We start from the raw sequence: 11,040 nt of genomic DNA, 5'->3' as shown, positions 1-11,040 counted from the left end.
GCCGCGCTCGGCGACCTCGGCGCCCTCACCGGCAGCGGGGCACCCGGCCGCCTGGCCGTCCTCTTCACCGGGCAGGTCCCCGACACCGGTGCGGGGGCCTTCGTTTCGTAGGGTGGGCGCATGGAGAGCGTGCGCCTGATCGACGAGTGGCCGGTGGACAACGCCGCGACGGCCGTGGTGACGGCGGACGGGAGCGTCGCCGGCCGCCACGGTGACACCGCGCGCAAGTTCCGGCTCGCCTCGGTTTCCAAGCCGCTGACCGCCTACACCGCGCTGATCGCGGTCGAGGAAGGCGTCGTCGAGCTCGGCACGCCGGCCGGGCCCGAGGGCTCGACCGTGCGGCACCTGCTGGCCCACACCTCCGGGCTCGCCTTCGACGCGCACAAGGCGATGGCCGCCCCGGGCACGCGGCGGCTCTACTCCAACGCCGGGTTCGAGCAGCTCGCCGACGCGCTGGCCGAGCACTCCGGCATCCCCTTCGCGCAGTACCAAGCCGAAGCGCTGTTCACCCCGCTCGGCATGACCTCGACGGCACTCGAAGGCTCGCCCGCCGCCGACGTCGTGTCCACTGTGGACGACCTGGCCGCGTTCGCCGCCGAGCTGCAGGCCCCGAAGCTGCTGGACCCGGCCACCGTCGCCGAGGCGACGGACGTCGTGTTCCCCGGACTTTCCGGCGTGTTGCCCGGTTTCGGGCACCAGAAGCCCAACGACTGGGGCCTCGGCTTCGAAATCCGCGACCACAAGAGCCCGCACTGGACCGGGGCGAACAGCTCGCCGCGGACGTTCGGGCACTTCGGCCAGTCGGGCACGTTCCTCTGGGTCGACCCGGACGCGGGCGCGGCCTGCGTCGCCCTCACCGACCGCGCGTTCGGCCCCTGGGCCGCCGAAGCCTGGCCGCGCTACACCGACGCCGTGCTGGCGGAACTGGGCGCGTGAAGCGGGTCTTCCTCGCGGTCCTTCTGCTGCTCGCCGCCTGCAGCGCGCCCCAGGCCGCGCCCGCACCCGCCCCCTCCGCGGAAGCACCCGAGCCTCCCCCGGTGCTCGGTACGAACGGCGCCGCGGTCCCGGCGCTGCACTGGACGTCCTGCCACGGGCCGTTCCAGTGCGCGGCCGCGGCCGTGCCGCTGAGCTATCGCGAGCCCCGTGGCGCCACGATCTCGCTGTCGGTGGTCCGGCTGCCGGCGGGCGACCCGGGACGGCGGCTCGGCTCGCTGTTCTTCAACTTCGGCGGCCCGGGCACGGACGGCGTCGGCGAGCTGACCCGGTTCGCCGCCCGCTACCCGCCGGAGCTGCGGGCCCGGTTCGACCTGGTGAGCTTCGACCCGCGCGGGATCGGCGGGTCGGCGCCGATCGGCTGTGCGAGCCCGGACCAGCCGGCCGGGTCCCCGATCAGGCAGCCGGACGCGTTCTTCGCCGCGAGCGCGGCCACCGGCAAGGCCTGCGCGGCCTCGGGCGACCTGCTGAGCCACCTCTCCACGGCGAACGTCGCGCGGGACCTGGAGCTGCTGCGCCAGGCCGTCGGGGACGCCTCGCTGAACTTCTACGGGTACTCCTACGGCACCTACCTGGGCGGCACGTACGCGAACCTGTTCGGGGACAAGGTCCGCGCGATGACCCTCGACGGCACGCTCGACCTCGTCGCGAACGCCACCGGCCGGCCGGGCCAGGCGAAGCAGCCGGTGGACGTGCGGGCCGACGTCGCCGGCGCGCAGCAGCAGGAACTGGACCGGTTCTTCGCGGCGTGCGCGGCGGCCGGGCCGAAGTGCGCCTTCTCCGCGGGCGATCCGAAGCGGGAGTTCGCCGGGATCTTCGCCCACGCCTCCCGCGGCCCGGGCGTCGGCTCCCTGATGAAGACCGTCACCAGCGCGCTCTACCAGTCCGGCCGGTGGAAGCGGCTCGCCCAGACCCTGGCCGCGATGCCGGCGGATCCGGGTCCCGCGGCGCCGGTGCTCGACCCGTACGTGCCGACGCACTCCCCCGGCTTCCTGGCCGTCCAGTGCGTCGACAGCGACAACCCGCAGTCGCCCGCGGACTACGCCGCGCTGGCCACGACGGAAAGCGCGCGGCAGCCGTACTTCGGGCTGAGCGCGGTGTATTCGATGGCCCAGTGCGTCGGCTGGCCGGCCCACGACGAAGACCGGTACACCGGACCGTGGAACCGGCCGCGGAAGAACCCGATCCTGGTGCTGAACAACCGGTTCGACCCGGCGACCCCGCTGCACAACGCGGAGGCGACGGCGGCGGAACTGGGCGACGGCCGCGTGCTCGTCGTGGACGGCTACGGCCACACGTCCCTGGACGCCCCGAGCGCGTGCGCCTCGGCGGCCGTCGTGCGCTACCTGACGGAGCTGGCCGCCCCGGCGCCGGGGACGACCTGCGCACCGGACGCGGTTCCGTTCGCTTAGCCGGCCGGCCCGACGCGGTTCCCTTTCCCTGAGGGAAATTCGCCGACCGGACGTGATGCCCAACGGCCCGGCCGGGACAGGGTCCAAAGACCCTGCCGCGGACCGGGCGCGGGTGGTGTCATCGAAGGGTGCAGGCCCGCCGCAGGGCCGGTGCGGGGACCTCGGGCCCCGGCGGGCCGCACACCTTCTTCACTCCATGACGCGGATCGGCGCACCCGCCTGGTAGGCCGCGATGTCCTCGACCGCGTCGCCGTAGAAGATCTCGTAGACCTCCCGGGTGACGAAGCCGATGTGCGGGGTCAGGACCGCGTTGTCGAGTGTCCTCAATGGATGGTCGGCGGGGAACGGCTCGGTGTCGTAGACGTCCAGCGCGGCGGCGCGGATCTCCTTGCGGCGCAACGCGTCCACCAGCGCCGCCTCGTCGACGATCGGGCCGCGCGAGGTGTTCACCAGCAGCGCCGTCGGCTTCATCGCGGCGAATTCGGCCGCCCCGACCAGGCCGCGGGTGCGCTCGCCGAGCACCAGGTGGATGGACAGCACGTCCGACCGCGCGAACAGCTCGTCCTTGGTCACCGCGGTGACGCCGTGCGGGTCCGCCTTCTCCTGGGTGAGGTTCTGGCTCCAGGCGATGGTCTCCATCCCGAAGACCTGCCCGATCTTCGCCGCGCCCGCGCCCAGCCTGCCCAGGCCGAGCAGGCCGAGCGTCTTGCCGTGCAGCATGGTGCCGACGGACGTCTGCCAGCCGCCCTCGCGCATCGAGCGGAACTCCTGCGGCAGGTTCCGCGACGCGGCCAGGATCAGCGCCCAGGTGTGCTCGGCGGTCGGCTCCCCGATGTAGCCGGTGGCGGACACGACGACACCGTTGCGGCGCGCGGCGGCCACGTCGATGGCCGCGTTCCGCTTGCCCGTGCTGACCAGCAGCTTCAGGTCGGGCAGCGCGTCGAGCACCTCGGCCGGGAACCGGGTGCGCTCGCGCATCGCGACCACCGCTTCGAAGCCCTGCAGCTGCTTGACGACGTCGGTCAGGGGTTCGGTGAAGACCGTGATGTCGGCCTTGAGCGAGTCCCAGTCGCCGAAGGTGAGGGCGACGTTCTGGTAGTCGTCGAGAATCGCGATCCGCATGACCTCACCGTAGTAGGTGGGCGCGTCAGCCGGTGGCGGGCGGCTCGCCGGGGAAGAGGATCGGGCTGAGCAGGTACCGCGTGCGGTCGGGGGTGGCCGGGTTGGCCAGCCGCGGGAGGATCGCGGCCCGCAGTTCGGCGACCATGGCGATGAGCTCGTCCTCGCTCAGCCAGATCGCGTGCTGCTGGTAGCCGACGGGGTCGGCGGACGGGTCGGTGCCGTCGCGGTCGAGGTAGGCGTTGAACTCGGCGACCAAGGTCGCGACCGCCACCGCGAACCCGCGCCGGTGGTCCTCGGCCGTCATCGACGCGGCCGTGCCGCGGTCGATCGACGCCCGGTCCCGGTGCAGCCGGTAGTGCCGCTCGACCGCGCCGCGGACCCGGCGTTCGCCGGCCACCTCCAGGACGCCGCCGGCGGCGAGCTGGTCGACGTGCCGGTAGAGCATGGCTTTCGAGACGTCCGGCAGGACGGCGCCGAGCTGGGCGGTGGTGAGCGTCCGCTCGCCACGCAGGGCGTGCACGATCCGCAGCCGCACCGGGTGCCCCAGGAGTTCCAAGGTGTCCACCCCCCAATGTTCTCATGACGTGATACCGTTCGCAAAACACGAGAACGATGGGGGCGGATGATGAGCACGGATCCGGCGGTGGTCGCCCGGACGGTCGTCGACCTGACGGCGGCGGGACGATTTGCGGAGGTCGAGCAGCGGTTCGCGCCGCGGCTGCGGGCGGCGGCGTCGGCCGGGACGCTCCGGGTCGGCTGGGAAACCGAGCTCGCCAAGACCGGGCCGGTCCGGGCGATCGGCACCCCGCTGAGCGAGCCACCCGCGGCGGGGCTGGTCCGGGTGAGCGTCCCGGTGACCTGCGAGCGCGGGGGCCTCACGGTGGTGATGTCGGTCGACGACGCCGGCCTGCTGCACGGCCTGCGGCTCGCGCCGCCGACCGGCCCGTCCTGGGCGCCTCCGGCCTACGCCGAGGCGGACCGGTTCACCGAGCACGAGGTCACCGTCGGCACCGGCCCGCTCGCGGTGCCGGGCACGCTCACTGTTCCCCGGGGACGTGGCCCGTGGCCGGCGGTGGTGCTGCTCGCCTCGGGACCTGCCGACCGCGACCTGACGACCGGACCCAACAAGCCGTTCAAGGACCTGGCGTGGGGGCTGGCCTCCCGCGGCGTCGCGGTGGCCCGGTTCGACAAGGTGACCCACGTCCACCCGGAGACCGGTTCCGCACCCGGCTTCACGATGGCCGACGAGTACGTGCCCCACGCGCTCGCCGCCGTCCGCCTGCTGCAGGAGCAGGAGGCGGTGGACCCGGCGCGGGTGTTCGTCCTGGGACTCAGCGGCGGGGGCAAGGCGGTGCCCCGGGTCGCGGCCGCCGAGCCGTCGATCGCCGGCCTGATCAGCCTGGCCGGCGATACGCTGCCGCTGCCTCGGGCGGCCGTCCGGGTCGCCCGCTACCTGGCCGAAGTGGCTCCGGGCCCGGCCACCGCGGCGGCGGCCGAGTCGGTCGCGCGGCAGGCGGCGCTCGTCGAAAGCCCCGAGCTGTCACCCTCGACGCCGGCCGCGGACCTGCTGTTCGGCTGGCCGGCCTCGTACTGGCTGGACCTGCGCGGCTACGACCCGGTGGCGACCGCCGCCGCCCTGGACAGGCCGGTGCTCATCCTGCAGGGCGGCCGCGACTACCAGGTGACCGCGGCCGGCGACCTCGTGCGCTGGCAGGAGGGCCTGGCCGACCGGCCGGACGTCACGATCCGCGTCCACGAGGCCGCCGACCACCTGTTCTTCCGCGGCGAGGGACCGTCCACACCGGCCGGTTACGAGGCACCGCAGCACGTCGACCCGGCCGTGGTCACCGACATCGCGGCCTGGATTTCGGCGCGCTAGCGGACGACCACGTCCACCCGGACCAGGTGGTGGTCGGAGGCGTCGGTCAGCCGCGACAGCGGGCGCCGCCCTGGGCCTGCGCCGCGAGCACCGCGCCCCGGCTGCCCGGGTGCGTCTCGATGACGCGCCGCGCGCGCAGCAGCTGGTCGATGGCTGTCGCCGTCGAGGGGGTCGGAGTTGTTGTCGCCCGCGATCACGAACCGCTCCGACGCGCCCAGGCCGCCGCGGCGGCCGCGGTCGTCGTAGAGGTAGCCGCCCTGGGCGTCGTTGCCGCCGCCGACCGTGCCGCTGCGGTCGACGTCGAAGCCGGTGGGCACGCCCGTGTTGACTGATCGCCAGGTAGTTCTTCCGGAAGAGGTCGGCGGCCGCGTTGCCCGGGACGTAGTCGAACTCGTTGATCGGCTGGACGTCCGCGCGGTTGCGCTGGATCACCTCGGCGACTTCCTGCGCCTGGGCGTTGCCCGGCGTCGAGAGGTCGGCGACGAGCTGCCCGGCGGCCGCGCGGTTCAGCGAAGCGTTGAAGGTGGCGAAGCGGACGTCGGCCCCGAAGCTCGCGGAAGCGGTGCCGGAAATCAGCCGTCCGGGTGAGCAGCAGGTGAACGGGCGACGTGACCCAGCCCTCTTGAACACGTTCAAAAGCAGCGCTACCGTCTCTCTTGAACACGTTCAAAAATGGAGGGAACCATGGACCCGATAGTCCTCGCCTACGCGCTCTACCTGCTGATCAGCATCCCGCTGACGGTGCTCGTCGCCCGGACGCTGAGCAAGCACGGCCGCACCTTCCTCACCGAGGTCTTCGCCGACAGCCCCGGCCTGGCCCATGCCGTCAACCAGCTGCTGGTCGTCGGCTTCTACCTGATCAGCCTCGGCTTCGTGACGCTCTTCCTGACCAGCAACAGCTTCGTGGTCAACGCCCGCGACGTGTTCGAGATGCTGTCGGTCAAGATCGGCACCCTCGCGCTCGTCCTCGGCGTCATGCACCTGTTCAACGTCCTGGTGTTCAACGGCATCCGGCGCCGCCACCTGGCCCCGAAGCCCGCGCCGGTACCGCTCCCCTACCCCGGCGTGCCGCAGGTCCCGCCCTTCCCGGCTCCCTGACGGCGGCGGCGCTAACGTGCAGCGCGTGGCCAAGAGCGAGGAAACGCGGTCCCTGATCGTCACGACCGCGATGCGGCTGTTCACCGAGAACGGCTACGACCGCACGACGATGCGCGCGATCGCCGCCGAGGCGGGGGTTTCCGTCGGGAACGCCTACTACTACTTCTCGTCCAAGGAACAGCTGATCCAGGGCTTCTACGACGAGATGGCCGCGCAGCACCTGACGGCGGCCAGGGCGTTGCTGACCGGCCGCCCCGGCTTCGCCGACCGGCTCAAGGCCGTGCTGTTGTGCTGGCTCGACGTCGCCGAGCCCTACCACCGCTTCGGCACGCAGTTCTTCGTCAACGCGGCCGACCCGGAGTCGCCGCTGAGCCCGTTCAGCGACGACTCCTCGGCCGCCCGCGAAGCGTCGATCGGCCTGATGCGCGAGGTCGTCGACGGCTCCGACGTCAAGCTCGACCCGGAGCTGCGGGACCAGCTGCCGGAGCTGCTCTGGCTGTTCCAGATGGGCGTGGTGCTGTTCTGGGTCCACGACCGCTCGGCCGGCACGAAACGCAGCCGGCTGCTGGTCGAGCGCAGCGTCCCGCTGCTGGCCCGGCTGGCCGCGCTCTCCCGGCTGCGGGTGTTCCGCCCGGTCAGCCGGGAGATCGTCGCTCTGATCCGAGACCTCGCTAAGCGGGGCTGACCGCCCGGAAGTACAGGAACCGCGGCGTGGTCCGCAGGTTTGCCGCCCACCGCGGATCGGCGGCCTCGGCCTCCGGGACCGGCATCGGCTCCACCAGGCGGTCCACCGCGAAGCCCGCGTCGCGGACCGCCTGGAACGTCCAGCTCAGCGGGCGCCGGTGGAAGCGCACGACGTTGCCGGGCGGGAACTCGTCCTCCAGCAGCTCCAGCTCGAAGTAGTTCTCCTTGCCGAACCACCGCCAGTCCTCGCCCGGGTGGTGCACCGAGAACACCAGCACACCCCCGGGCGAGAGCACCCGGCGGAACTCGGCCAGCGCCGGCCCCCAATCCGCCAGGTAGTGCAGCACGAGCGATGCGGTGATGACGTCGATCGAGGCGTCCGGCAGGTCCAGGGGCCGGGTGATGTCCGCGACCTCGAACCGGGCGGTGCCGCCGAACTTCCGGCGCGCGACGGCGATCATGCCCGCGCTGGCGTCGATGCCGAGGACGTCGGCGCCGCGCTCGGCCAGGAGCGCGCTGAGGTGCCCGGCCGCGCAGCCGACGTCCAGCACGCGCCGCCCGGCGACGTCCCCGGCGAGGTCGAGGATCGCCGGCCGGTCGTAGAAGGCGTTGGTGACGGACTTCTCCGCGTGCTCGGCGTAGGCCTCGCTGTGGCCGTCGTACTGCGCGGCCCGCGCGCGGCCGAGGATTTCCTCGACCACCTCCGTCTTGGCGTCGGCGTAGTTCTGGATGTACTTCCACGTCTTCGCCGCGAGTTCGCGCTTCTTCGCCGCGTACAGTTCCAGCTCCTCCGGGTGCGCGCGCAGGCGGTCGCGGAAGAGGCGGTAGCGCGGCGTCTGGCCGTTGCCCGGCGAGTAGACGTGCAGGTTGATGTTCGTGTCCGGGCCCTTGAACATCCGGTGCTTCTCCCAGTCGGGCTCCCGGATCGTCAGCCGGTACCCAGCCGCCTCCAGGTCCGGGACGTAGGTGTCTTCGTCGTCGGAGTCCGGCACCTCCAGGAGGATGTCGACGATCGGTTTGGCGCACAGGCCGGGCACCGACGTCGAGCCGACGTGCTCCAGCACCAGCACCCGCTCCCCCAGCACGCCCCGGATCCGCTCGGCTTCACGCTCGAACAGCCGTGGCCATTCCGGGTCGTAGTCGGCGAGGGTGACGGTCGAGTTCAGCTTCGGCGCTTCGCCGACCCACGCGCTCTGGACCTCTTCGTCGCTCAATGCTTCTTGGCCGGTCATTCCGGTTGACCCCCTTCGACAAGGCAGTCCGCCAGATTATCGGCGTGCGCAACCGGTTTTCTCAGTCGATCGGCAGCGGCAGCAGGTTCCCGGTCGCTTCGCGCAGCGCGTCCCGCATCGCCGCCCGCGGGGCCGGGCGGCCGGTGAAGTGCTCGGCCTGGCCGAACGCCTGGTGCAGCAGCATGTCCAACCCGGTCGCGAGCCGTCCCCCGCGCGCCGCGACGGCTTCGGCGAGCGGTGTCGGCCACGGGTGGTAGATGACGTCGAGGACGTGCTCGACCGCGGCGAGGTCGGCGACGTGCGCGGCGACCGCGTCCGGCGGGACGGTGTTCACCAGCACCGCCGCGGACCCGAGCGCCGCGAAGTCCGTGTCGGCCCAGCGCAGGACGTCGACGTCGAGCGCGGCCCGCTTCGCCGCGTCGAGGGTTTCGCCGGCCCGCGCCGGTTCGCGCACGACCAGCCGCACCTGCCGGACGCCAAGGGCGGCGAGCCCGACGACGGCCGCCGCCGCCGTCCCGCCCGCGCCGAGCACGACCGCGGTGTCCGCGGGCGACGGCCGGTAGCCGCCGGCCGCGCGCAGGGCGCCGGTGACGCCCTCGACGTCGGTGCAGTCCGCGAGCCAGCCCGTCGCGGTGCGGACCAGCGTGTTGGCCGCGCCGACGGCGGCCGCGCGCGGCGTCACCTCGTCCGCGTGGTCCAGCGCCGCGCGCTTGCCCGGCATGGTGACCGAGAACCCGGCCCACTCCGGGCCGAGGCGCTCGACCAGGCCCGGGAGTTCCTCGGCGCTGGTCTCGATGCGGTCGTAGGTCCAGCCGGTCAGGCCGAGCGCGGCGAACGCGGCGCCGTGCAGCACCGGGGACAGCGAGTGCGCCACCGGCTTCCCGAGCACGGCGGCCTTGCGGGGCTCAGATGACACCGCGTTGCCTGGCCAGCTCACGGTTGCGGTTTTGGTCGTCGTTGGTGACACCGAAGCACGAGAGGCCGTTCTTCTCGCACTTCACGAAGTACACCCACTCCCCCTCCGGCGGCTTCACCGCGGCCTTGATGGCGTCCGCGCTGGGCACCGAAATCGGCGTCGGCGGCAGCCCGAGGTTCTTGTACGTGTTGTACGCACCGGCCTTGACGCGGTCGCCTTCGTTGGTCAGCAGCGTCGGCCGGTCGAGCACGTAGTTGACCGTGGAGTCCATCTGCAGCCGCATGGGGATCTTCAGCCGGTTGTAGATGACCCGCGACAGCTTGCCGAAGTCGGCCTTCACGGCCTCGCGTTCGATGATCGAGGCGATGATCAGCGTCTGGTACGGCGTCATGCCCGGGCCGGTCGACTGCGGGCTCAGCTGGGCGTTCTGGATCGCCTCGGCCGAGCTGTGCACCAGCTGCGTGAGGATCTCCTGCGCGCTGGACCCGGGCTTGACGTCGTAGACGCCGGGCGCGATCAGGCCCTCCAGCCTGCGGTCCTTGCGGTCGGCCTTGTTCGCCGGCTCGATCGCCCAGTCCGGCACGCCGAGCTGCTTGAGGTCCGCGGCGTCGACGGCCTTGCGCAGGTCGTCCGCCGAGACGCAGGTGCTCTTGCCGTTGAGCTGCGCGCAGGACGCCTTCGCCATCAGGCTGTACACGCCGGGCGTGACCTTGCCGTCGGGCTGGGTGATGTCGTCGAACTGCGTGTACGGCCGGATTTCCAGCTGGCCGACGCGGGAGGCCGCGTCGGTGATCCGGTCGACCGCGCTGGCCCCGGACATGTGCGACTTCATCACGTAGTAGCCGTGCTGGAGCCGGGCGAGCTTCGGGTTGCCCTCGCCCGCCTTGACGAACGCCTTGGTGCTGGCGACGATCCCCGCCGTGGTGAGCTTCGCGCCGATCGCCGACGTCGTGTCGCCGTCGTCGACCTGGAACACCACGTCGTCGGTGCCCGCGCCGTCGAAGTCGTCGTAGCCGAAGAACCGGTTGAAGCCGTACCAGGCGCCGCCCGCGAGCAGGGCGATCACCGCGATCGCGGCGACCCACCCGAGGGCGCGTTTGCCCTTCTTCTTGCGCGGCTTCTCCGGCTCTTCGTCGTAGTCGTCGTAATCGTCGTCGTACTCTTCGTAGTCCTCGTAGTCGTCGTAGTCGTCTTCGGCGAGTTCTTCCTGCGGCGGTTCGGCCGGGGCCTGCGCCGGGATCACCTCGGTGACCGGCTCATCGCGCCCGGGCGGGACCGGCGGACGGCGGCGCGGCTCGGCGCCGGGCTCGGGCATGCCTGCGGAGCGGTCACCCGGCTGGACGGGCCGCCGGACCGGCGGTTCGGCATCGGGGTCGAGCGCCGCACGGCGCCGCCGGGAGTCGGCGGCCTCGGGCCCACGCCGGCCGGGCGGCGCTTCCATCGGCTCGGCGGCCGGGCCGCGACGGCCCGGGGAGCGCTCGGCCGCATCGGGATCGGTGCGGCGGCGGCGCGAGGGTGCCGGTTCGATGCGCTCGGGCACGGCACGCCGCCGGTCTTCGGCCTCGTCGGGGTCCGGCGCGCCACGCCGCCGGGAGGCTCTCGCCTCGGCGTCGTCCGGGTCGGGAGCCCCGCGTCGCCGTGGCGCTCCGGCCTCGTCCGGCGCCCCCCCCCCCGTTGGGGGCGGTCGCACGTGCTGCCGCGAAT

Annotated in this window: 12 protein-coding genes; 6 read left to right on the top strand and 6 right to left on the bottom strand. The window is 72.7% G+C overall.

Features of this window, described 5'->3' with window-relative positions; translation table 11 throughout:
• Nucleotides 1–120 precede the first annotated feature (120 nt).
• Together ACWDN5_RS44260 and ACWDN5_RS44255 are read left to right on the top strand one after the other, a co-directional pair.
• Nucleotides 121–936 carry a serine hydrolase domain-containing protein gene (locus tag ACWDN5_RS44260; protein ID WP_310974996.1) on the top strand — a complete coding sequence of 272 codons (816 nt, stop codon included), beginning with the start codon at nt 121–123 and terminating at the stop codon, nt 934–936.
• Nucleotides 933–2,405: an alpha/beta hydrolase gene (locus ACWDN5_RS44255; protein ID WP_449680478.1), complete on the top strand. Its 1,473-nt coding sequence runs from the start codon at nt 933–935 to the stop codon at nt 2,403–2,405. Before ACWDN5_RS44260 ends, ACWDN5_RS44255 begins: the two co-directional genes overlap by 4 nt.
• A gap of 189 nt (nt 2,406–2,594) precedes the next feature.
• On the opposite strand, the gene ACWDN5_RS44250 is transcribed toward ACWDN5_RS44255, so the two are convergent.
• On the bottom strand, nt 2,595–3,527 hold the full coding sequence (locus tag ACWDN5_RS44250) for a D-2-hydroxyacid dehydrogenase family protein (RefSeq protein WP_310974994.1): 933 nt from the start codon (nt 3,525–3,527) through the stop codon (nt 2,595–2,597).
• A gap of 25 nt (nt 3,528–3,552) precedes the next feature.
• Complete coding sequence (locus ACWDN5_RS44245) at nt 3,553–4,092, bottom strand: helix-turn-helix domain-containing protein (protein WP_449680477.1); 540 nt, start codon at nt 4,090–4,092, stop codon at nt 3,553–3,555.
• 60 nt (nt 4,093–4,152) lie between these two features.
• Here ACWDN5_RS44245 and ACWDN5_RS44240 point away from each other — a divergent pair, with 60 nt between their 5' ends.
• Nucleotides 4,153–5,406, top strand: a complete 1,254-nt coding sequence (locus ACWDN5_RS44240; RefSeq protein ID WP_449680476.1) for a hypothetical protein — start codon at nt 4,153–4,155, stop codon at nt 5,404–5,406.
• On the opposite strand, the gene ACWDN5_RS44235 is transcribed toward ACWDN5_RS44240, so the two are convergent.
• The gene (locus ACWDN5_RS44235) at nt 5,403–5,723 is read right to left on the bottom strand and encodes a hypothetical protein (RefSeq protein WP_449680475.1); all 321 of its coding nucleotides are present in this window, start codon (nt 5,721–5,723) and stop codon (nt 5,403–5,405) included. The genes ACWDN5_RS44240 and ACWDN5_RS44235 overlap by 4 nt on opposite strands.
• Here ACWDN5_RS44235 and ACWDN5_RS44230 point away from each other — a divergent pair.
• The 3 genes from ACWDN5_RS44230 (at nt 5,716) to ACWDN5_RS44220 (ending at nt 7,189) form a co-directional block, all read left to right on the top strand.
• A complete protein-coding gene (locus tag ACWDN5_RS44230; RefSeq protein ID WP_449680474.1) occupies nt 5,716–5,994 on the top strand; it encodes a hypothetical protein in 279 nt (92 codons plus the stop codon). The genes ACWDN5_RS44235 and ACWDN5_RS44230 overlap by 8 nt on opposite strands.
• A 96-nt stretch (nt 5,995–6,090) precedes the next feature.
• Nucleotides 6,091–6,504 carry a hypothetical protein gene (locus tag ACWDN5_RS44225; RefSeq protein WP_449680473.1) on the top strand — a complete coding sequence of 138 codons (414 nt, stop codon included), beginning with the start codon at nt 6,091–6,093 and terminating at the stop codon, nt 6,502–6,504.
• Nucleotides 6,505–6,529: 25 nt separating this feature from the next.
• A complete protein-coding gene (locus tag ACWDN5_RS44220; RefSeq protein ID WP_449680472.1) occupies nt 6,530–7,189 on the top strand; it encodes a TetR family transcriptional regulator in 660 nt (219 codons plus the stop codon).
• Here ACWDN5_RS44220 and ACWDN5_RS44215 read toward each other — a convergent pair.
• The 3 genes from ACWDN5_RS44215 to mltG all read right to left on the bottom strand — a co-directional run bounded on the left by ACWDN5_RS44215 (nt 7,176) and on the right by mltG (nt 10,876).
• On the bottom strand, nt 7,176–8,420 hold the full coding sequence (locus ACWDN5_RS44215) for a GrpB family protein (protein WP_449680471.1): 1,245 nt from the start codon (nt 8,418–8,420) through the stop codon (nt 7,176–7,178). The genes ACWDN5_RS44220 and ACWDN5_RS44215 overlap by 14 nt on opposite strands.
• A gap of 61 nt (nt 8,421–8,481) precedes the next feature.
• On the bottom strand, nt 8,482–9,309 hold the full coding sequence (locus ACWDN5_RS44210) for a shikimate dehydrogenase (protein ID WP_449680479.1): 828 nt from the start codon (nt 9,307–9,309) through the stop codon (nt 8,482–8,484).
• A 16-nt stretch (nt 9,310–9,325) separates the two neighbouring features.
• On the bottom strand, nt 9,326–10,876 hold the full coding sequence (gene mltG, locus ACWDN5_RS44205; protein ID WP_449680470.1) for an endolytic transglycosylase MltG: 1,551 nt from the start codon (nt 10,874–10,876) through the stop codon (nt 9,326–9,328).
• Nucleotides 10,877–11,040: the final 164 nt, after the last annotated feature.

This window comes from Amycolatopsis sp. NPDC003731 (genome assembly GCF_053586895.1).
This window is presented reverse-complemented; position numbering and strand designations above follow the sequence as displayed.

Excerpts from the sequence above, each read along its gene's own strand:
- ACWDN5_RS44215 (WP_449680471.1), bottom strand. The coding sequence starts at position 8,420 with ATGACCGGCCAAGAAGCATTGAGCGACGAAGAGGTCCAGAGCGCGTGG.
- ACWDN5_RS44240 (WP_449680476.1), top strand. The coding sequence starts at position 4,153 with ATGAGCACGGATCCGGCGGTGGTCGCCCGGACGGTCGTCGACCTGACG.
- ACWDN5_RS44260 (WP_310974996.1), top strand. The coding sequence starts at position 121 with ATGGAGAGCGTGCGCCTGATCGACGAGTGGCCGGTGGACAACGCCGCG.
- ACWDN5_RS44225 (WP_449680473.1), top strand. The coding sequence starts at position 6,091 with ATGGACCCGATAGTCCTCGCCTACGCGCTCTACCTGCTGATCAGCATC.
- ACWDN5_RS44250 (WP_310974994.1), bottom strand. The coding sequence starts at position 3,527 with ATGCGGATCGCGATTCTCGACGACTACCAGAACGTCGCCCTCACCTTC.